Origin of the sequence: Serratia sp. CY32780 (assembly GCF_052169135.1) — a bacterium.
In the GTDB taxonomy this organism is placed as follows: domain Bacteria; phylum Pseudomonadota; class Gammaproteobacteria; order Enterobacterales; family Enterobacteriaceae; genus Serratia; species Serratia sarumanii.
Map to the genome: position 1 here is coordinate 78,915 of NZ_JBJNLI010000001.1, position 20,262 is coordinate 99,176.

Annotated in this window: 23 protein-coding genes; 17 read left to right on the forward strand and 6 right to left on the reverse strand. The window is 61.4% G+C overall.

Features of this window, described 5'->3' with window-relative positions; all coding sequences use genetic code 11:
- Positions 1 to 63 precede the first annotated feature (63 nt).
- From ACJ8HH_RS00425 to ACJ8HH_RS00435, 3 genes are all read left to right on the forward strand, one after another.
- Complete coding sequence (locus ACJ8HH_RS00425; RefSeq protein ID WP_033647375.1) at positions 64 to 393, forward strand: hypothetical protein; 330 nt, start codon at positions 64 to 66, stop codon at positions 391 to 393.
- A gap of 73 nt (positions 394 to 466) precedes the next feature.
- Positions 467 to 919 (forward strand): thiol-disulfide oxidoreductase DCC family protein, encoded by a 453-nt coding sequence (locus ACJ8HH_RS00430; protein WP_033647373.1) that lies wholly within the window; start codon positions 467 to 469, stop codon positions 917 to 919.
- An 86-nt stretch (positions 920 to 1,005) separates the two neighbouring features.
- Complete coding sequence (locus tag ACJ8HH_RS00435; protein ID WP_039567022.1) at positions 1,006 to 1,257, forward strand: hypothetical protein; 252 nt, start codon at positions 1,006 to 1,008, stop codon at positions 1,255 to 1,257.
- Here the strand turns inward: ACJ8HH_RS00435 and ACJ8HH_RS00440 are convergent.
- From ACJ8HH_RS00440 to ACJ8HH_RS00450, 3 genes are all read right to left on the reverse strand, one after another.
- Positions 1,248 to 1,796 (reverse strand): GNAT family N-acetyltransferase, encoded by a 549-nt coding sequence (locus ACJ8HH_RS00440; protein WP_060436967.1) that lies wholly within the window; start codon positions 1,794 to 1,796, stop codon positions 1,248 to 1,250. The genes ACJ8HH_RS00435 and ACJ8HH_RS00440 overlap by 10 nt on opposite strands.
- 96 nt (positions 1,797 to 1,892) lie before the next feature.
- Positions 1,893 to 2,639: a DUF2076 domain-containing protein gene (locus ACJ8HH_RS00445; protein WP_043146676.1), complete on the reverse strand. Its 747-nt coding sequence runs from the start codon at positions 2,637 to 2,639 to the stop codon at positions 1,893 to 1,895.
- A gap of 125 nt (positions 2,640 to 2,764) precedes the next feature.
- Positions 2,765 to 3,550 carry a helix-turn-helix transcriptional regulator gene (locus ACJ8HH_RS00450; protein WP_033647368.1) on the reverse strand — a complete coding sequence of 262 codons (786 nt, stop codon included), beginning with the start codon at positions 3,548 to 3,550 and terminating at the stop codon, positions 2,765 to 2,767.
- A gap of 117 nt (positions 3,551 to 3,667) precedes the next feature.
- On the opposite strand from ACJ8HH_RS00450, the gene ACJ8HH_RS00455 reads away from it, so the two are divergent.
- Positions 3,668 to 4,438, forward strand: a complete 771-nt coding sequence (locus ACJ8HH_RS00455; protein WP_039567018.1) for a class I SAM-dependent methyltransferase — start codon at positions 3,668 to 3,670, stop codon at positions 4,436 to 4,438.
- A gap of 57 nt (positions 4,439 to 4,495) precedes the next feature.
- On the opposite strand, the gene aqpZ is transcribed toward ACJ8HH_RS00455, so the two are convergent.
- A complete protein-coding gene (gene aqpZ / locus ACJ8HH_RS00460) occupies positions 4,496 to 5,191 on the reverse strand; it encodes an aquaporin Z (RefSeq protein WP_025301712.1) in 696 nt (231 codons plus the stop codon).
- A gap of 426 nt (positions 5,192 to 5,617) precedes the next feature.
- On the opposite strand from aqpZ, the gene ACJ8HH_RS00465 reads away from it, so the two are divergent.
- The 3 genes from ACJ8HH_RS00465 (at position 5,618) to ACJ8HH_RS00475 (ending at position 8,434) form a co-directional block, all read left to right on the forward strand.
- The gene (locus ACJ8HH_RS00465) at positions 5,618 to 6,979 is read left to right on the forward strand and encodes an esterase-like activity of phytase family protein (protein ID WP_039567017.1); all 1,362 of its coding nucleotides are present in this window, start codon (positions 5,618 to 5,620) and stop codon (positions 6,977 to 6,979) included.
- Positions 6,980 to 7,350: 371 nt separating this feature from the next.
- Positions 7,351 to 7,635, forward strand: coding sequence for a YdgH/BhsA/McbA-like domain containing protein (locus ACJ8HH_RS00470; RefSeq protein ID WP_033647361.1), 285 nt, complete (start codon positions 7,351 to 7,353; stop codon positions 7,633 to 7,635).
- 241 nt (positions 7,636 to 7,876) lie between these two features.
- Positions 7,877 to 8,434 (forward strand): class I SAM-dependent methyltransferase, encoded by a 558-nt coding sequence (locus ACJ8HH_RS00475; RefSeq protein ID WP_033647359.1) that lies wholly within the window; start codon positions 7,877 to 7,879, stop codon positions 8,432 to 8,434.
- Here the strand turns inward: ACJ8HH_RS00475 and ACJ8HH_RS00480 are convergent, their stop codons facing one another.
- Complete coding sequence (locus ACJ8HH_RS00480) at positions 8,435 to 8,896, reverse strand: GNAT family N-acetyltransferase (protein WP_033647358.1); 462 nt, start codon at positions 8,894 to 8,896, stop codon at positions 8,435 to 8,437. It lies immediately after the preceding gene.
- A gap of 216 nt (positions 8,897 to 9,112) precedes the next feature.
- Here ACJ8HH_RS00480 and ACJ8HH_RS00485 point away from each other — a divergent pair, with 216 nt between their 5' ends.
- The 4 genes from ACJ8HH_RS00485 to aroL all read left to right on the forward strand — a co-directional run bounded on the left by ACJ8HH_RS00485 (position 9,113) and on the right by aroL (position 13,550).
- Positions 9,113 to 10,228: an ABC transporter substrate-binding protein gene (locus ACJ8HH_RS00485; protein WP_039567016.1), complete on the forward strand. Its 1,116-nt coding sequence runs from the start codon at positions 9,113 to 9,115 to the stop codon at positions 10,226 to 10,228.
- A complete protein-coding gene (locus ACJ8HH_RS00490; RefSeq protein WP_043146682.1) occupies positions 10,221 to 12,344 on the forward strand; it encodes a TonB-dependent siderophore receptor in 2,124 nt (707 codons plus the stop codon). The genes ACJ8HH_RS00485 and ACJ8HH_RS00490 overlap by 8 nt, the downstream gene beginning before the upstream one ends.
- Before the next feature lie 53 nt (positions 12,345 to 12,397).
- Positions 12,398 to 12,916: a GNAT family N-acetyltransferase gene (locus tag ACJ8HH_RS00495; protein WP_043146683.1), complete on the forward strand. Its 519-nt coding sequence runs from the start codon at positions 12,398 to 12,400 to the stop codon at positions 12,914 to 12,916.
- 109 nt (positions 12,917 to 13,025) lie between these two features.
- The gene (gene aroL, locus ACJ8HH_RS00500; protein ID WP_033637260.1) at positions 13,026 to 13,550 is read left to right on the forward strand and encodes a shikimate kinase AroL; all 525 of its coding nucleotides are present in this window, start codon (positions 13,026 to 13,028) and stop codon (positions 13,548 to 13,550) included.
- Positions 13,551 to 13,586: 36 nt separating this feature from the next.
- Here aroL and ACJ8HH_RS00505 read toward each other — a convergent pair whose 3' ends face one another.
- The gene (locus ACJ8HH_RS00505) at positions 13,587 to 14,330 is read right to left on the reverse strand and encodes a helix-turn-helix domain-containing protein (protein ID WP_033637261.1); all 744 of its coding nucleotides are present in this window, start codon (positions 14,328 to 14,330) and stop codon (positions 13,587 to 13,589) included.
- 96 nt (positions 14,331 to 14,426) lie between these two features.
- Here ACJ8HH_RS00505 and ACJ8HH_RS00510 point away from each other — a divergent pair, with 96 nt between their 5' ends.
- The 6 genes from ACJ8HH_RS00510 (at position 14,427) to ACJ8HH_RS00535 (ending at position 20,258) form a co-directional block, all read left to right on the forward strand.
- Complete coding sequence (locus ACJ8HH_RS00510; RefSeq protein WP_048321309.1) at positions 14,427 to 14,831, forward strand: nuclear transport factor 2 family protein; 405 nt, start codon at positions 14,427 to 14,429, stop codon at positions 14,829 to 14,831.
- A 47-nt stretch (positions 14,832 to 14,878) separates the two neighbouring features.
- The gene (locus tag ACJ8HH_RS00515; RefSeq protein ID WP_004940491.1) at positions 14,879 to 15,079 is read left to right on the forward strand and encodes a YaiA family protein; all 201 of its coding nucleotides are present in this window, start codon (positions 14,879 to 14,881) and stop codon (positions 15,077 to 15,079) included.
- Positions 15,080 to 15,223: 144 nt separating this feature from the next.
- Positions 15,224 to 15,724 carry an RNA polymerase sigma factor gene (locus ACJ8HH_RS00520; RefSeq protein WP_021504701.1) on the forward strand — a complete coding sequence of 167 codons (501 nt, stop codon included), beginning with the start codon at positions 15,224 to 15,226 and terminating at the stop codon, positions 15,722 to 15,724.
- Between the two features lie 76 nt (positions 15,725 to 15,800).
- Positions 15,801 to 16,754, forward strand: a complete 954-nt coding sequence (locus ACJ8HH_RS00525; protein ID WP_060387338.1) for a FecR family protein — start codon at positions 15,801 to 15,803, stop codon at positions 16,752 to 16,754.
- A 156-nt stretch (positions 16,755 to 16,910) separates the two neighbouring features.
- Positions 16,911 to 19,610: a TonB-dependent hemoglobin/transferrin/lactoferrin family receptor gene (locus ACJ8HH_RS00530; RefSeq protein ID WP_197766295.1), complete on the forward strand. Its 2,700-nt coding sequence runs from the start codon at positions 16,911 to 16,913 to the stop codon at positions 19,608 to 19,610.
- 78 nt (positions 19,611 to 19,688) lie between these two features.
- A complete protein-coding gene (locus ACJ8HH_RS00535) occupies positions 19,689 to 20,258 on the forward strand; it encodes a heme acquisition protein HasA (RefSeq protein WP_033647344.1) in 570 nt (189 codons plus the stop codon).
- The last annotated feature ends 4 nt before the right edge of the window (positions 20,259 to 20,262 follow it).

The window sequence follows — 20,262 nt, forward strand, 5'->3', positions numbered from 1 at the left end:
GGCTTTCTCATTAGCCGGGAGCGGGGTAGCGTAATCCCGAACCCGGCAAATGAGGCTAATTCAATGAAACAAGCAATCAAGATCCTGGCGCTGCCCTGCATGGGCATGGCGCTGTTGTTCAGCGCGAGCGCGATATCTGCCCCCGAGGCGCCTGCGGCCAAAGCGGTGCCGCCCGCGGCGGATGAGCCGATGCGCATGCCGCCTTTCCCGGGCGGCCACCCGCCCAAGCCGGGGTTCTGCCACGGCGGTGAACTGTTCTGCGCCACCTCGGTCAGCGACAATCCGGTGGAAACCATCAATAAACTGACGGCGGTGATCCCGGCGGGCAGCGCCAAACATTACGAGGTGCGCGTCGCGGTGGTCGCCGTGCCGGACGCCCCGCCTGCGCGTTAACGGGCCGTCATCCCGCTCTGGTTCGCACGCTCAAGGCGCGTTAGGCTAAGGCGTGCGTTTAACGGGAGGCGGAATGACCCCTTTATCACCATTGCCCTATCTCCAGCCCGGCGATCGCGCGCTGTTGTTCGACGGCGAATGCAATCTGTGTCACGGGCTGGTGAGGTATCTTATTCGCGCCGATCGGCAGCGGTGCATTCTGTTGGCGACGGTGCAATCCGTCGAAGGGCAGGCGATCCTGCAGGCGTTGGGGCTGCCGACCGATCGTTTCGATTCCGTGGTCTATGTTGAGCAGGGGTGCTATTGGCTGCGTTCGGCTGCGCTGTTCCAGGCGCTGCGCCAATTGGGGTGGCCGTACCGCGTGCTGGCGCTGGCGCGTTACCTGCCGCCGCGGCTGGCGGACAAGGTCTACGACGCGGTCGCCGGCAATCGCTACCGGCTGTTTGGCCGCAACGACGGCACCGGCCTGCCGGGCGCCGATCAGCCCGGGCGCTATCTGCCCCGGCGGCGGGAACCGCCGGCCTGAGCTTTACGCTTCTTTACCATCCAACTGCTTGAAATATCAACATTCCAGCCCCATATAATGGAACGTTCAGCCAACAAGGAGCGCGTATGGGAATCAGTGAAGAAGAACACATCCGCCGTTTGACCCAGGAGAAGAGCGACATGGGCAATACGGCGAAGTGGGTGGCGATCGTTTCCGCCGTATACTTTGCCTTGATGGTGTTTTACGGCCACCCGATCGGCGTGTTGGCGATGTCGGGCGCGGTATTCATCGTCTCTACCACCACCTGGCTGAAAAAGCGTCAGAAGGTCAAATCTTACCGCATGGCGTTGGCTAAAATCAGCGGCGATCAGCCCTGATAGTCGCCGCGCTTTAGCGTATACACCAGGCTCGGCGCCGCGCCGGGCACGTCATCCAGCGTATCCACACGCTGCATGCCGATCTTTTCCAGCACCCGCCACGAAGCCTGATTCTCCGCGCGCACAATGGCGGAAATCTCACCCAGCCCCAGCCCGACAAACCCGTATTGCAGTGAAGCCCGCGCCATCTCGGTGGCCAGCCCCATGCCCCAGACGCAGGTGTCGAAGCGATAGCCGAGGTTCACGGTGCGCTGCGCGCCGAGCGGTTTCCAGGACAACCCGCCAAACCCGATAACCCAATCCGGCCGTTCGCGCAGGGCGAGCGCCCAGGAGCCGTAGCCGTGTTGCCGCCAGCCGGCGAGCCGCTCCTGCAGCGCCGAAGCGGCCTGCGCTTCGCTGGTGAGCGGGCCGGCGGGGTTGAAAAGCTGGGTTTGCGGATCGCCAAAGATGGCGTAGAAACGTTCGAGGTCCGCCATCACCGGCGGCCGCATCTGCAGGCGTTCGCTGAAGTACGGGGCTGAAGGATTAAAGCTCGGCATCGTTTCTCCCGGCCGGATAAATGAACAGCGTTCACTGTAGTCCAGATCGGCGAAACGGGAAATCCCCCCTCTGCGGGTGAGAGGGGGAGAGAGGCATTACAGGAAGGAATCGTCGTCGTCGTTGTAATCGTCGTCGGCGTAGTCCTGGTCGTCCTGGTAGTTGGCGTTCTGGAAGCCGTTGTCCTGATTCAGGAAGCTGCCTCCGTCGCCGCTGTTGACGGTATCAAGGTTGTTGGAGGCGTCGAAATTGCGCATCGCGCTGTCGTCCAGCGGCGCCGGGGTTTCTTCGATAATGTTCACGATTTCCTGCGGCTGCGAATGGCGAAACATGCCGGTCAGCATGTCGGCCAATACCACGCCGCCGGCGACGCCCGCCGCCGTTTGCAAGGCGCCTCCCAGGAAGCCGCCGGCGCGTGAAGGCGCCGCCTGCTGCGGTTGGGCGTAGGCTGGCTGCTGCGGCTGCGCGTAGCCCCCCTGCTGCGCGTTGTTCCAGGCCGCCGTATTTTGCTGCTGCGCCTGATACTGTTCACGCGGGCTTGGCGTATTGCGGCTGCCGCCGCCGAACAGGCCGGCCAGGAAACCGCCGCTGCTCTGTTGGCCGTTGGCGGTTTGCTGCAACTGCGCAACCTGGGCTTCCAGCTCTTTGACCCGCTGGTCCATCTGCTTGAGCGCCGCTTCCTGAATGATCATCGCCTGCGCCATGTAATAAGGGGCGGAAGGCTGCTCGCGAATATGCTGATTGATTTGCTGTTCTGCCTGGAGATCCCGTGGGCCCGTCTTGGTCTCGGCTTCTTTCAGGCGGCCAAACAGACCATCGATAAGGCGTTGTTCTTCGGATTGCATAGGCGTACCTCGGGAGATAAATAACGGTGCTGGATGATCGTTGTCATCGGTAACAATCACCCTAGCGCGTTTACATGAACCAATAAATAAATGACGGGTAAACCTGTCTATGAATTTGTTACCAATTACGGCAGCGGGATCAGCATCACCAGCTTCAGGCCGCCGTGCTCCGCCGGGTGGAAGGTGAGCTGGCGATAGCGCAGCGCGCCTTGCTGAGGGTGCTCGAACGCGCGCTCGCCGCCTTCGCGCGCCATCACGTCATGCTGTTTCCACCAGTGATTAAAGTCCGCGCTGTTGTGCGTCATGCTGCGCACGAAGGCGCGCATCTCTTCGGTGTTTTGATGGTGGCTGGTTTCGGCACGGAATTCGGCCACCACGCGGCGGGCACGTTCTTCCCAATCGCTGACCAGCGTTTTCGCCAGCGGGTGGAAGAACATGAAGTGCAGCAGGTTGGGGCTGTTGGCCACATCCAGCCAGCCGCTGAACAGCGCCGCCGCCTGCGGGTTCCAGGCGACGACGTTCCAGGTCACGTCCAGCAGGTAACAGGGCACCGTCATCTGGTGCACGCTTTGCAGCACCGCGTCGTTGGCGGTTTCGCGGTGAGTTTCCTGCTCGGGGTCGGCGACGCGCGCCAGGGTAAACAGGTAGTGGCGTTCGGCGGGGCCGAGCCGCAGCGCCTTGGCGATGCGCGCCAGCGTGAAGGGGGAAATGGACACCTCGCGCCCCTGTTCGATCCAGGTATACCAGGTGGCGCTGATGCCGCTGATTTGCGCCAGCTCTTCGCGCCGCAGGCCGCTGGTGCGGCGGCGTGAGGAACTGGGCAGGCCGAGCATTTCCGGCGTGATGCGTTCGCGGTGTGCGCGCAGAAACGCGCCGAGGGCCTTTGGCCCGGATAAGGCTTCTGATGACATAGCGTGGTACCTATTTATACCAGGATAACTGCTCATATTGTACCCGTATAGTAGCCTGATTATAGTAGCCGAAAGTCTTCAGGCACAGGCGCAAGCCGGATAATAACGGGAGCAAACATGAGCATCAGCAACAGCCATAAAAACGCGGTAGACCGGCAGTTCGGCGAGCAGGCCAACGCCTACTTAACCAGCGCGGTACACGCGCAGGGCAAGGATTTGCAGCGCCTTGCACAGTTACTGGAACCGCATGCCGGCGCGCGCCTGCTCGATCTGGGCTGCGGCGCCGGGCATGCCAGCTTCACGGCGGCGGCCAGGGTAGCGCAGGTGGTGGCCTACGATCTGTCGGCGCAGATGCTGGCGGTGGTGGAGCAGGCGGCGGCGGAAAAAGGCCTGAACAACATTCAGCTGCAGCAGGGCGTGGCGGAGTCTTTGCCGTTTGAGGACGCCGGCTTCGATCTGGTCATCAGCCGCTATTCGGCGCACCACTGGCACGACGTCGGCCAGGCGCTGCGTGAGGTCAGGCGGGTACTCAAGCCGGGCGGCAGAGCGATCTTTATGGACGTGGTCTCGCCGGGGCATCCGCTGTTGGATATCTATCTGCAAACCGTGGAAGTGCTGCGCGACACCTCACACGTGCGCAACTATGCGCCGGGCGAGTGGCTGACGTTGCTGACCGAAGCCGGGCTGGTGGTGCGCGAGGTGACGTCGGATCGGTTGATGCTGGAGTTTGGCAGTTGGGTGGCGCGCATGCGCACGCCGGCGCATTTCGTTACCGCGATCCGTGCGCTGCAGCAAAGCGTGTCGCAGGAGGTGGCGGCGCACTTCGCCATTCAGCCGGACGGCTCCTTTACCAGCGATATCATGATGTTTGAAGTGACGAAGGGCTGAAAGCAACGGGGCAGCCGATGAAGGCTGCCCCGCGAAACGCTATCGGCTGCGATGCGCTTATTTTTTATCTTCCAGCAGGCAGCGGTAGATCAGGCCGCCGATAATGCCGCCGACCAGCGGCACCAGCCAGAAGACCCACAGCTGCTGCAGCGCCCAGGTGCCCTGGAAGATCGCTACGCCGGTGCTGCGCGCCGGGTTGACGGAAGTGTTGGTCACCGGGATGCTGATCAGGTGGATCAGGGTCAGCGTCAGGCCGATCGCCAGCGGGGCGAATCCTGCCGGCGCGCGCTTGTCGGTCACGCCATGAATAACGATCAGGAAGAAGGCGGTCAGCACCAGCTCAATCACGATAGCTGATTGCAGAGAATAACCGCCCGGAGAGTGTTCGCCGTAACCGTTGGAGGCGAAACCGCCTGCGGTGGCGTCGAAACCGGCTTTGCCGCTGGCGATCAAATACAGTACCGCCGCTGCGGCGATACCGCCGATCACCTGTGCGATCACGTAAGGGATCACGTCTTTCGCCGCGAAACGGCCGCCGGCGAATAAGCCGACGGTGATCGCCGGGTTAAAGTGCCCGCCGGAAATATGGCCGACGGCATAGGCCATCGTCACCACGGTCAGACCGAAAGCGAGCGCGACGCCGAGGAAACCAATACCCAGCTGTGGGAATGCCGCTGCTAATACTGCGCTACCACAACCACCAAACACCAACCAAAATGTGCCAAAAAATTCGGCAAAAAGTCGCTTTGACATAGATTCCATCCTGCGGAATTGACTAACGGGCGTTAGCACTAAAAACTATAGAACAGCTTTTTCAGTTCATGCAGATATTCTATAGAATTTTCTTAATGCACCTTGAATAACGGCGGTATTAAATCCTCGGCATTTTATTTTGTCTATGAGAAAAACGCCGTTTTTTCCCGTGCCGGCGCGCGTTTGCCGATTTTTTTATCTTTGCCATAAGAATTTACCCTAAGCGAAATGGCACGCTATTTTCGGGCGATTTTTTCCAGCGGTTTTCCCCATTCAATACGCTCAGGTTAATTGCTAATTTCTATTTGCCAGCCAACCTTATTACCGATTGTGCATTTGACGAATGGCCTGTTGTCATCTAAGTGTCATGCTAAATTAATATCTTCTTCTGCCTGATAACGCTTCATTCAACCTCGGGTAAAAACCATGAAAATAAAATCGCTCTCCCTGCTGTTGGCTTCACTGTTTCCTGTATTCACCTACGCTGCCGACATTGAGGTGGCGCGTTATGTGGTCGGCTTTCCCGGCGGGGAACGCGTCGCGTATCAGGGGGCGTTCGCCAAGAATTTCCCGCAGGGGCTGCCGGTGGGGATCGGCTCAGGGCTGACGTTCAACAGCAAGCAGGGCGACGATCTGGTGCTGACGACGCTGACCGATCGCGGCCCGAATGCCGATGCCCCTGCGGTGGGCAAGCAAGAAGCCAAGATTTTCGCCAATCCGCAATTCGTGCCCCTGTTGATGGACATTCGTATTGGCGGCGGCAAGGCCGTGGCCGAGAATGCGCGGCCCTTGCATGACGAAAAAGGGCCGATCAGCGGGCTGCCGCTGCCGGGCGAGCTGATTGGTTCCACGAACGAAGTGGCGTTGAATGACGCGCTGCAACCGCTGTCCGGCGATCGCCGCGGGTTGGATACCGAAGGCATCATCGGTGACGGCAACGGCGGCTATTGGCTGTGTGACGAGTACGGCCCGTTTCTGATCCATGTCGACGGCAAAGGCAAAATTCTTGCCAAATACGGCCCAACGCCGCAGGCCGGCGAGCAGGCGGTGGCGAGCGGTTTACCGAACATCCTGAAGTGGCGCCAGCCCAACCGCGGTTTTGAGGGGCTGACCCGAATGCCGGATGGGCGCATTCTGGCGGCGGTGCAGAGCACGCTGGATGTCGAGGGCAAAAGCAAAAACAAGGCGCAGTTTATCCGGCTGGTGAGCTTCGATCCGCGCAGTGGCAAAACCGCCATGTACGGCTATCCCATCGATATCGACAGCTATAAAAAAGCCAAAGACGCCAAGATTGGCGATGTGGTGGCGTTGGACAACCAGCGCGTCCTGTTGATTGAACAGGGAAGCGATAAAGATAAGACGATGATCAACAAGATCTATCTGGTGGATCTCGCGCAGGCCAGCGATCTGAGCGCGTTTGACGACCAGGGGAAAGCGCTGGAGTTCGACGATGCGAAAGAGCTCGCCAAACGTGGCGTGAAGCTGGCGCAGAAACGGGAAGTGGCGGATCTGCGCCAGTTGGGCTGGCGCCAGGAGAAAGCCGAAGGGTTGGCGCTGATCGACGATCGCAGGCTGGCGGTGATCAACGACAACGATTTCGGCTTGCAGGCCAAGCTGGTGGATGCGTCGCCAAAGAGCAAGAAAATCGGCGACTACCAGTTGGAGAAAGAAGGGCGGCTGAGCCTCGACGGCGACAAGACCGACGCCCGCATCGAATTGCGCCCGCTGGAGCAGCCGGAGTCGCTGAGCGAGCTCTGGGTGCTCACCTTGCCGCACCCCTTGAAGTGACCGATATCGGGGGCGATAGCGCCCCCTTTTGCTTCAGGCTTTCGCGTGCCGCTGCGGCGTTCTGCCGCGCGAGATGCTCTCCCACATCGCCAAAATCAGCGTAGCTCAGCGCGCCTCGGCGGGGAAAAAATCTTAAATAGCGGCGGCGCGCGTTCTTTCTTTCGTCCTGTCTTTAATTGTTCATCAAATAGGGGTAAGGTGAAGCCTGTAAAGTTATTCCTGCCTGAAAATACATACTCGCTCTCACTTCCTCCTTATTCTCCTCACAATGATTGATGTTCTTTACGTTGCGTGACGTCCGTTTTCATTGGCTAGCGGATAATTAACATCACTGACAACGAGCTAATAAACAAGAACACCTGGAGTCAATCATGAAACTTATCCCAAGCATCGCAGCCGTATTGATCGCCGCCGCTTCCTTCTCCACTTTCGCCGCGCCGCTGTCGTCGGTGAAACAGGTCAACAGCGAGCAGGCCGCCAATCTGCAAAGCGTCGGCGTAGTGTCGGTTTCCGGCATTAGCGGCTCACCGCATGACGCCATCACCGCCCTGAAAGAAAAAGCCGCGGCGGACGGCGCCAGCCATTACCGCATTATCGGTCTGGATACCCCCGGGGATTCCAGCAACTGGCGCGGCAATGCGGAAATTTATCGCTAAGCGTTGGTTTTTTTACCCTCTGGCCGCGGCAGTGCGGTCAATAAAATAAACGGTCGTAATAATTATCTGAACAGCCGGGGCATAAGCGGCTTATTTTCAGGTCATTATTACGACCGTTTTTCTTTTTCCACCGCGGCAGAGGTTGCATTTTTTTACAACTGTGTCCGCCGCTTTCGGAATCATGTTAATGATTACTTAAGAAATTCGGCTCACATTGAGGGCTTAACCCAAGGAGGCCTCAATGTTAAATGCGACCCGGCTGCAACTGATGAATCACTTCGCTTACCTGCAGCAATTTATGGCTTCGCCGCGCACCGTCGGCACGCTGGCGCCTTCTTCTCCGTGGCTGTGCCAGGCGATGTTGAACCAGATTGAATGGACCCGGGCGTTGTCGATCGCGGAGCTGGGCGCGGCGGACGGCGTACTGACCAAACGCATTCTGGGGCGGATGCGCGCCGATGCGGCGCTGGAGGCTTTCGAGATCCAACCCCATTTCGTGCATCGGCTGCGCGGAATAGACGATCGGCGGCTGCAGGTGATGGCCCATTCGGCAACCCGGATGGCCACGGATTACGACGTGGTGTTTTCCTGCCTGCCGTTGCTGTCGATCCCGGTCAGGATCAGCGTGCGCATTCTTCAGCAGGCCCGGCAGCGGCTGCTGGCGCGCAATGGCACGCTGGTGCTGTTCCAGTACAGTCACCTGTCGGAAAAATTGCTGTCGCGCTATTTTCACTGGAAGCGCCTGCGGGTGGTGCGCAACTTCCCGCCGGCGCTGGTGTATGTCTGTACGCCGCGTTAGCTACAGCGTTTTCTCCATCACCACCACGTCTTCGTCATACTGCCGCCGGCGTTCCAGAGGCTGCCAACCCCAGCCGGCGTACAGCGCTTCCGATTTATCGGTGATGAGATGCAAGACCGAGTGATGGCGCTGCCGCGCCGCCTCGACGATGGCCATTTCCAGACGGTGGGCGATGCCCTTGCGGCGGTGATCGGGATGCACGAAAACGCCGGCCAGCCACGGGGTGAGATCCTGGCGCTGATGATCGTCGCTGGGCCACAGGCTGGCCATGCCCACCGGGCGATCGCCATCGATCATCATCAATGTCAGGTGATCGTCGCTCGGCCGGCTGCATTGGGCGAAGCGCAGCTGGGTGCGCTCCAGCGTTCCGCCGCGCTGTGAGCCCCACTGGCCGAAGGCCCAGGCGGCGCACACATCGGCAAACTGCGGGCACTCCGACAGCGGAATGATGCGTTGAGTCATGGTGATCTCCCGGTTTTTTGCTGTTTCTCCGTTCTATTTAACCGACTTTTCCGCCATTTTTTTAACTTTTTAAAGCCGCTCTTTCAGCGGTTTCGCGGTGTTTCGGCGCGCGCCCGGCGCCGTTTCCCGGATTTCTTTTGGCAATTGCGGCGCAGGATTGCAAGTGCTAATGAGAGTGATTATCATGCGCACACTATTCCCCGTGTCGGTTCAATCATGCGCAATTCCCTCATTTTACTGCTGCTTTCCCTGTGCTTTGGCGTGTTTTCCGCTCAGGCGAAGACGGTGACCGATATCACAGGCCGCCAGGTCGTGGTGCCGGACAACCCGCAGCGCATCGTGGTGGGGGAGAGCCGCATGCTGTATACGCTGGCGCTGCTGGAGCCGGGCAACCCGGCGCAGCGCATCGTCGGCTGGCCGGCGGATCTGGCGCGGTTCGACGCGCAAAGCTGGCAGCTCTATACGCAGAAGTTCCCGCAGATCGCCGCGATCCCCATTATCAGCGGCAATAATTTCCGCCAGGTCAACATCGAAAGCCTGCTGCAGCTGAAGCCGGATCTGGTGATCCTGGCGCGCTACGCGCGTGAAGACGGCGACAACGATCTGCTGGTTTCCGCGCTGAACAAGGCCGGCGTGGCGGTGATCTACGTCGATCTGCGCATCGATTTGCTGAATAACACCGTGCCGAGCGTGCGGCTGCTGGGCGAAGTGCTCAATCGCCAGCCGCGCGCCGAGCAGTTCATCGCGTTTTATCAGCAGCATATGGTGGTGATCCGGCAACGGCTGGCGGGCTATCAGGGGCCGAAGCCCAAAGTGATGCTGCACCTGCATCTGGGGCGGCGCGACACCTGCTGCACTACCGCCGCGCACGGCAATCTCGGCGATCTGCTGACCTTCGCCGGCGGCGACAACATCGCCAACGCCAGCGTCAAAGGGGTGTATGGCGAGCTGAACCCGGAAACCATTCTGAGCGCCAATCCCGACGTTTACCTCGCCACCGGCATGGCCGGCCCGCAGGGCAAACGGCTGTCCGATCTGCGCCTCGGGCCGCAGGTCAGCCAACAGGACGCCGCCGATAGCTTCCGCCGGCTGATCGCCAAACAGCCAATGCTGGCCAGCCTGCAGGCGGTGAAAAACCATCGCGCCTGGAGCGTCTGGCACAATTTTTACCTCAGCCCGTACCACGTGGTGCTGGTCGAGATGTTCGCCAAAGCGTTTTACCCGGATCTGTTCGCCGACATTAACCCGCAGCAGACCTTCCAACAGCTGTATCAGCAGTTTTTGCCGTTACCTTTTTCAGGGACCTATTGGAGTCAGTTAGATAATGAATAACAACAAGCGCGGCTGGTGGTGCGCGTTGCCTTTGGCGGCCTGCGCAACATCGCCGACGTGGGCGGCGGAAAAAGCCGCATCGAAAGAAGAAAGCCTGGTGGTGATTGGCCGCAAAGACGCCGACGGCGTGCAGAGTTATCAGCCGTTGACCAGCGTCACCGGCACCCGCAGCGAAACCAGCCTGCTGAACGTGCCGCAGGCGATCGACGTGGTGCCGCAGCAGGTGATTACCGATCAGGCGGTCAGCAGCCTGGACGAAGCGCTGTACAACGTCAGCGGCATTACCCAGGCCAACACGCTGGGCGGCACCCAGGACGCGGTCATGAAACGCGGCTTCGGCGATAACCGCGATGGCTCGATTCTGCGCGACGGCGTGCGCTCGGTGCAGGCGCGCAACTTCACGCCGACCACCGAGCGGGTGGAGGTGCTCAAGGGGCCGGCCTCGATGCTGTACGGCATGGGCGAGCCGGGCGGGATGATCAACATGATCACCAAAAAGCCCCAGCTGCAGCAGCATACCCACGTGGAAGGCTGGGGCAGCAGCTTCAACGGCGGCGGCGGCCAGCTTGACGTTACCGGGCCGCTCGGCACGTCGGGGTTCGCCTATCGCATGATCGTCGATCACGATGAAACCGATTACTGGCGCAACTTTGGTCGCAATCGCCAGACGGTGATCGCGCCGTCGTTGATGTGGTACGGCGAGAACACCACCGTGCGCTTGGCCTATGAACATATGGAATATCTGGTGCCGTTCGATCGCGGCACCATTATCGATTCGCGCACCGGCAAACCGGTGAATACGCCGCGCGATCGCCGTTTCGACGAAGCCTATAACGCCACCCGCGGCGATCAGGACAGCGTTACCCTGCAGATCGATCAAACGCTCAACGAGCGCTGGAAAAGCTCACTGACCTACGCCTACAGCCGCAACAGCTACAGCGACAACCAGGCGCGCGCCACGGCGTTGAACCCGGAGAGCGGCGTGTTGAGCCGCCAGGCCGACTCGACCGCCAACGCCGTCAGCCACGCCAACGCGGTGCAACTGACGCTCAATGGTGACGTGGACTGGGGTAGCATCAACCACCAGATGCTGTTCGGCTTCGATTTTGAAGATAACCGTACCTTCCGCGGCGACATGATCCGCGGCAAAAAGAACAGCGATTTCAATATCTACCATCCGGTATACGGTCTGATGCCGCCGTCGACGGCGGTCAGCGCCAAAGACAGCGACCAGCGGGAAAACCTCACCAGCTACGGTTGGTTTATGCAGGATTCCATCCAGCTGACCGATAAATGGCTGGTGATGGGCGGGCTGCGTTACGACGCTTTCGACGTCTATGCCGGCAAGGGGCGGCCGTTCCAGACCAATACCGACAGCTCGGACAGCAAGCTGGTGCCGCGCGCCGGGGTGGTCTACAAGCTGACGCCTTATGTGTCGCTGTACAGCAGCTATACCGAGTCGTTCAAGCCGAACTCTTCCATCGCCACCCAAATTGGTTCGCTGCCGCCGGAGCAGGGCAAGTCGTGGGAAGTCGGCGGCAAGCTGGCGCTGCCGAACGGCGTTACCGGCACGCTGGCGCTGTTTGACATCACCAAGCGCAACGTGATGGTCAGTGAGCTGGTGGAGGGCGAAACCGTGACGCGCACCGCCGGGCGCGTGCGTTCGCAGGGCGTGGAGCTGGACGTGGCCGGTAATCTCACCGACTCGCTGAGCCTGATCGGTTCCTATGCGTATACCGACGCGCGGGTGGTGGACGATCCGGACAACAAGGGGAAAGAGATGACCAACGTGGCGCGCCACACCGCCTCGCTGTTCCTGACCCAGAATCTGGGCAGCCCGGGCCTGTACAGCGGCGATGAGGTGCGCATCGGCGCCGGCGCGCGTTACGTGGGCCGCCGCCCGGGTGACGCCGCCAACAGCTTCTACCTAGATAATTACACCGTTGCCGATGCGTTCGCCGCTTATACCATGCCGATCAACGGCTATCGGGTGAAATGGCAGCTGAACGTGAAGAACCTGTTCGATAAAACCTACTACCCGTCCAGCGGCGGCAACCTGCGCGTGGCGGTGGGGGAACCGCGTGAGGTGGTGCTGCGCGGCAGTGTCGATTTCTAAGCCACGGGCGGTGAAATTTGCTTAAATAACCGCCCCAACGTTAAGGAGAACCCATGAGCCTGCAGATTCGTTTGGCGCAGCAGCGGGATATCGTGCACTTGATGGCGGTTGAACGTTCGGCGGCGCAGCTGTTTCGCCAGCAGCCGGAATGGCGCTTTATCGCCGAAGGCGAGGTGATGGCCCCGCAGCAGCATGCCTCATTTATCGCCGAGCGCCGTGAATGGCTGGCGGAAAGCGACAACGGCGAGTGCGCCGGTTTTATTGCCGTGCAGGCTCAGGGGGAAGATTGGCACATCGCCGAATTGTCGGTCGCCGGCACCTGGCAGCGGCAGGGCGTCGGCCGTCGCCTGATCGGCGCGGTGGCGCAAGAGGCCAAACGGCACGGTGCGGGCCGCCTGACGCTCACCACTTTCATTGAGGTGCCGTGGAATGCGCCTTACTACCGGCGGCTGGGATTCCGGCCGCTCGACGACGCGCGGCTCACGGCCGCTCTGCGGCGGCACCTGGATGAGGATCTGGCGCACGGCTTTGCTGCAGGCAGTCGCTGTGCCATGGAATTTACACTATCGTAAATATTGAAATACAGAGCGGGCAGGGTATGATGCTGCCACCACGCCATCGCACCCGCTCGGTATTTTGGTATGCAATGCACTCAAGTCACCGCATAAGGGACAACCCGTAATGACACAAACCCTGTTCATGATAGGCGCTCGCGGAGCCGGCAAGACCACGGTAGGCAGCGCATTGGCGCTGGCGTTGGGCTATCAGTTCGTCGATACCGATCTGTTTATGCAGCAGGCGGCGCAGATGAGCGTGGCGGAAATGGTCGAGCGCGAGGGCTGGCTGGGGTTCCGCCGCCGCGAGACCATCGCGTTGCAAACCGTGACCAAGCCGTCAACTATAGTTGCCACCGGCGGCGGGGCGATCCTGGCGGAGGAGAACCGTCAGTTTATGCGCCAGCATGGCACCGTTATCTACCTGCGCGCGCCGGCCAGCGTGTTGGCGCAGCGGTTGGAAGAGTACCCGGAAGATGCGCAGCGCCCGACGCTCACCGGCAGACCGATCGCCGAGGAGATGCTCGAGGTGCTGGCGGCGCGCGAAGCGCTGTATCAGGACGCCGCGCATTACGTGATAGACGGCGCCGCCGATCCGCAGCGGGTGGTGGAACAAATCCTCGCGGTGTTGCCGCGTGAGACGGTGAAGTAACCCTTTCTTCTCTTCGGGCGCCGGGCGCCCGTTTTCCTATTCCGTTTGCCGAGCCGGCGCAAAGTACGCCCCGGGCGTGACGCCGAAGCGGCGACGAAAGGCGGCGATATAGGCGCTGACGTTATCATAGCCACAGGCGTCGGCCACCTCGCCGACCGCTTTGCCGCGTGATAATCCCTCCAGTGAACGCAATACCCGCGCCTGCTGGCGCCACAGCGCGAAGCTGATGCCGGTTTCCTGCAGAAAGCGGCGGCTCAGGGTGCGCGGGCTGAGCCCGGCCCAAATGGCCCAGTCGCGCTGGCTGCGCGGGCTGGCGGGATCGTTCAGCAGCGCCCGGGCGATGTTCAGCAACCGGGCGTCCTGCGGCAGCGGCAATTGTAACGGCGCGCGGCTTGCCGCGTGCATTTCGTCCAGCAGCACCTGCAGCAGCCGCCGTTGCGGCGCGCTCAGCGGGCCGGCGGGGAACTGCGCGATGCGCTCCACCAGGGCCTGCAACAGCGCAGAGGCCGTGAACAGCTGCGGCAGCGGCGGCATCTCCGGCACGCTTTCCACCGGCAGATACAGACTCCAGCCCGCCACGTCGCCACAGGCCAGCGCCTGATGGGCGCATCCCGGCGGCAGCCAGCCCAGCGTACCGCCGGTGATCGCCCATTGCCGGCCCGGGAGTTCCATTGCCAGCATGCCGCGCGTCAAGAGATAGATCTGGCCGCCTTCGTGCCGGTGCCAGGGCGTCAGGTGCTTTTTTTCATGCTGAAGGCGTTGGCTGCGGATCTGCGTCATATTGGCCGTTTAACGTTATTAAAAGTCTTGATGTGGTTATTGTGCCATCGCCTGGCCGGGATAGGATCGCCGTTCACCCTATTTCGGAGAAACCTGATGACTCAACTTACCCCACTGGATCTGGTACTCGATACGCTGCAGCAGGTCGTCGCCAGCCCTGAACATCGGCCGACGCAGCTCGCCGCCCGTTTCAGTGCAGGCTACCGCCAGCAGGTGGATGGCAAGGTGCTGAACTTCGAGCAGTTTGAGCAACACATGGCGCTGCTGAAGCGGCAAACCCGGCGCATGACGCTGAGCGTGATCGCGGCGGCGGAGCGGGGCGAGGCGGTGCTGACCCATCATCTGGTCGAGGTGGAAAAGCGCGACGGCTCCTGCAGCCGCGTGCGGGTGCTGGCGCACTTCACCGTGCGTGAGGGCCGCATTTGCGCCTGCGACGAACTGACCGAGCTGCTGGCGGGCGCGCCCGGCGATCGCGATCTTGGCTCGCGCGTGTCGGAATGAGGGCGGCTGCTATACTTGCTACTGTGTGAAACACACGGGAGAACGGCATGCGCGAAAATGATCAACCTGCTTATCCACGGAGCGCCCGCGTCGTAGAGGTGTTTCGGGGCGACCCGAACCTGCATCTGCGCCGTTTTGAAGTGCGCACCGACGACATTGAGCCGAATACGCTGCTCAGTGAACATGAAACCGAGCAGGAAGCGCTTGACGCCAAGCATCGCTATGAGGACGAGGCGTTAGAGCTCTGACCTGCAGCCCAGCGGAAACCGGCGCCAGGCCGGTTTCCCGTTTATCCCCGCCTTAGCACATATTTCCCAGAACAATATTGATAATGATAATCATTTATGTGATTTTTATCGCCCCTATTGGGTGTTTCACTTCTGGGAAAAGAGATGTCCAATTCCGAGTTGCAGGCGCTGTTTCTGCGCCATATGCGGCCGCTGCAAGCCTATTTGAACGCCAAACTGCGCGACCCTCAGCTGGCTGCGGACTTGGCGCAGGAAAGTTTTACCCGCCTGACCGAGCAGTATCCGCAGGGTAATATTCTCGATATCGAGGCCTACCTGTACAAAACCGCCAAAAACCTGATGCTCGACCATCTGCGCCAGCAGCAGCGGCGGCAGACCGAAGCGGTCGAAGACGACATTCTGGCGCAGTATCCCTCCGGTGAACCGGCGCTTGAACAACTGGCGATCGATAGTCAATTGCTGCAACTGTTGCAACAGGCGCTGGCGGACATGCCGCCGCGCACGCAGCAGATTTTCCGCCTTAACCGGCTCGATGGCCTGACCCAGGCGCAGGTGGCGGCGCAGCTGGGCGTGTCGCTCAGCACGGTGGAAAAACACCTGGCCAGCGCGCTCGAGCGGCTGATGGCGCGGATGGAAGAACAATAATGGCAATTTTTTTACGGGTTTATCCGCGCTCAGACGTCTTAACCTATAACCAGAAAAAACAGAGGTCTATGCCATTATGAAACCGCTAACCGCACAGGCGCGACAGCAGGCGGCCGCCTGGGCCGTGAGCCTGGCCGAAGGGGCGCTGCCGGCCGATCGGCGGCGAGCGTTGGACGCCTGGCTGGCCGCCGATCCGCAGCATCGGGCGGCGCTGCGTCAGGCACGCCTGCTGTGGACGACGCTGGGGCAGCTGCCGCCAGAGCAGCGGCAGGCGTTACAACCGCAGGTGGCGGCGCTGAAAACGCCATCTCGCCATCGATGGCCCCGCTGGGCGGTGGCGGCGGCGGTGGCGATCGCCGTTTCCTTCGGCGTTTATCGCGGGCCAGCTCTGTGGATCGGCATGCAGGCGGATTATCAAACCGTTCGCGGCGAGGTGCGCGAAGTGGCATTGCCGGACGGCAGCCGGGTGGCGCTGGACAGCGGCAGCGCGATCGCGCTGGCGTATTCCGCAGGCGAACGCAAGGTGCGGCTGCTGAGCGGCGCCGCCTATTTTATCGTCGCGCCGTTAGGTGGGGCGGAAAGCCGCCCATTCAGGGTGGAGGCGGAAAACGGTGTCACCCAGGCGCTGGGCACGGAGTTCAGCGTGGCGCGCACCGAACGGGGCGTGGACGTCAGCGTGCATCAGCACAGCGTGCGGGTGACGCTTGAGCGCGGCGAGCGCTCGCTGGTGGTCGCGCAACGCCAGGCGGCGCATTACCGCAACGGGCAGCTGCAGCTGACGCGGCAAACGGCCGGCGATGACGCCTGGCGGCGCGGCTGGCTGGTGATCGACCGCCAACCGCTGCCGCAGGCGCTCGCGCAGCTCAACCGCTATCGCGCGACCCGCATCGTGGCGGTCAATCCCGCGCTAAGAGCGCGCACGGTGAGCGGCGTGTTTGCGCTCAATAAGCTCGACGACGGCGTCGGCGCCATTCGTCAGGAACTCTCCGCCCGCCAACTGAATCTCCCCGGCATCACGCTGCTTTACTGAGCGGCGCAGGCGGGCCGGGATGCCCGTTTCGCCGCTATTTTCACTTTCTGTAAAAAATCTTTACGGGTTTTTGCCTCCCGGAACGTCCTTATGTTTAAACGAGATTGATTTCCATTATCACTTGGTTTGGCATTCTTTCGGGTGGAACACACACGCATGTTTATTCACAAGGGAACCACGCCGGCTGGCCGATTGGCCACGGCGGTACGCGCCGCGCTGGCGGCGATGATGTTGACTCAGCCGGCTGTGGCGCTCGCTGCCCAGGCTGAGGCGAACGGCGCGCAGGCTGCACAGCAAAAGCATTTCAACGTTGCGGCGCAGCCGCTGCAGAGCGCCATGTTGCGCTTCGCCGAGCAGGCCGGCATGCAGGTATTTTTCGACGAGGTGAAGCTCGACGGCATGCAGGCGGCGGCGCTGAACGGCAGCATGAGCGTTGAACAGGGCCTGCGGCGCTTGATCGACGGCAATCCGGTGGCTTTCCGCCTGCAGCCGCAGGGGCAGATCGTATTGAGCCGGCTGCCGACGGCGAACGGCAACGGCGGCGCGCTGGCGCTGGACAGCCTGACGGTGCTGGGCGCCGGCGGCATCAACGCCAACGATTGGGTTTACGACGAACCGCGCTCGGTCAGCGTCATCAGCCGCGAACAGATGGACAACCGCCCGGCGCGACACGCGGCCGATATTCTGGAGCAGACGACGGGGGCCTATTCCAGCGTCAGCCAGCAAGATCCGGCGCTGTCGGTCAACATCCGCGGCATACAAGACTACGGCCGGGTGAACATGAACATCGACGGCATGCGGCAGAATTTTCAAAAGAGCGGCCATGGCCAGCGTAACGGCACCATGTACATCGATTCCGAACTGCTGTCCGGCGTAACCATCGACAAGGGCACCACCGGCGGTATGGGCAGCGCCGGCACGCTCGGCGGCATCGCCACCTTCAATACCGTCAGCGCGAGCGATTTCCTGGCGCCGGGCAAAGAGCTGGGCGGCAAGCTGCACGCCAGCACCGGCGATAACGGCACCCACTTCATCGGCAGCGGCATACTGGCATTGGGTAACGAAACCGGCGATATCCTGCTGGCCGCCAGCGAACGCCACCTCGGCGACTATTGGCCCGGCAACAAGGGCGACATCGGCAACATTCGCATCAATAACGACACCGGCAATTACGATCGCTACGCCGAGAGCATCAAGAACAACAAAATCCCCGACACTAATTACCGCATGCACTCGCGGCTGGCCAAGGTGGGCTGGAACCTGCCCGCCAACCAGCGCCTGCAGCTGAGCTATCTGCAGACCCAGACCGCGTCGCCGATCGCCGGCACCTTGACCAACCTGGGCACCCGGCCGCCTTATGAACTGGGCTGGAAGCGCACCGGTTACAGCGACGTGATGGCGCGCAACGCGGCATTCGACTACAGCCTGGCACCGGAAGGCGTCGACTGGCTCGATTTTCAGGCCAAGCTGTATTACGTCGATACTCAGGACGACAGCGACACCTACAGCACCAGCTCGCTGCTGGACAACGGCTACGCGACGCGCACCCGCCTGCGCACCTATGGCGCGCAGGCGCAAAACACCTCGCGTTTCAGCCTGGCGCCGGGACATGACTTCCGCGCCAACTACGGGCTGGAGTTCTATTACGACAAAGCGACCAGCGACTCTTCCCGTGAGGGTATGGAAGGGGTGACGCCGGCCGGCAACCGTTCGGTCGGCAGCCTGTTCGCCAACCTGACCTACGACTACGACGGCTGGCTGACGCTGGAGGGCGGGCTGCGTTACGACCGCTATCGCCTGCGCGGCCAGACCGGCCTGAGCTATCCGGATTTGGCCAAGGATGGGCAACGCTACACGATTGACAATCCTTGCAAAGCGTTGCGTCTGACCGGCTGTTCAACCACGACCCGCGAAGATTGGGACGTGGATCGCGATCAGGGCAAGCTGTCGCCGACGCTGGCGGTGGCGGTGCGCCCCGGCGTGGAGTGGCTTGAGCTGTATACCACCTACGGCAAATCCTGGCGGCCGCCGGCGATCACCGAAACGCTGACTAACGGCAGCGCGCACAGTTCTTCCACGCAATACCCCAACCCGTTCCTGCAGCCCGAGCGCTCGCGCGCCTGGGAAGTCGGGTTCAACGTGCAGCAGCCGGATCTGTGGTTTGAGGGCGATCGGTTGGTGGCCAAGGTGGCCTACTTCGACACCAAAGTGGATAACTACATCAACCTGGCGATAGACCGCAATAAACCGGGGCTGGTGCAGCCGAGCATCGGCAATGCCGCTTACGTCAACAACCTGTCTAAAACCCGCTTCCGCGGGCTGGAGTACCAGCTCAACTATGACGCCGGGGTGTTCTACGCCGACCTGACCTACACCCACATGATCGGTAAAAACGAGTTCTGCTCGAACAAGGCCTGGTTGGGAGGGCGTCTGCGCTACGGCGACGGATCGCGTCGCGGCAACTTCTATGTTGAGCCGGATGCCGCTTCCAATGACTTCGTCACGTGTGACGGGGGGACGCAGTTCGGCTCCGCCGCCTACCTGCCGGGCGATCGCGGCTCGGTGACGCTGGGCGGCCGCGCCTTCGATCGCAAGCTGGACGCCGGGGTGACCGTGCGCTTCGCGCCGGGCTATCAGGACAGCTCGGTGCCATCCAACTACCCGTACCTGGCCGACTGGCCGAAGTACACCCTGTTCGATCTGTACGCCAGCTACAAGCTGACCGAAAGCCTGACGCTGCGCGGCTCGGTGGAGAACCTGACCAACCGCGCCTATGTCGTCAGCTATGGCGAGACGCTGGCCAATACCCTCGGGCGCGGCCGCACCGTGCAGGGCGGGGTGGAATACCGTTTTTAAGCAGTAAAAGGGCGTTGCTCATCCTTGAGCACAAGGGCTGCCTCGCAAGGGGCGCCGTTCATCAATGGAGATAGAGAAATGGCATTTTCAGTCAACTATGACAGCAGCTTTGGCGGTTACAGCATTCATGACTATCTGGGCCAATGGGCTTCGACATTCGGTGATATCAACCATACCAACGGTAATGTCGTCGAAGGCTCAAACAGCGGTGGCTTCTACGGCGGCCGGTTGTCCGGTAGCCAATACGCCGTGACCAGTACGGATAACCATGTCACGTCGGTCGTGGCGGGTGGCAACCTGACCTACACGCTGTTCAATGAACCTGCGCATACCCTATACGGCCAGCTGGATTCCCTGTCATTCGGCGACGGTTTGAGCGGTGGCGATACATCACCGTACAGCATTCAGGTGCCTGACGTCAGCTTCGGCGGCCTGAACCTCAGCAGCCTGCAGGCGCAGGGCCACGATGGCGTGGTGCACCAGGTGGTGTACGGCCTGATGTCCGGCGATACCGGCGCGCTGGAGACCGCGCTGAACGGCATCCTCGACGACTACGGCCTGAGCGTCAACTCCACCTTCGATCAGGTGGCGGCGGCGACGGCGGTGGGCGTGCAGCATGCCGACAGCCCGGAACTGCTGGCGGCCTGATCGT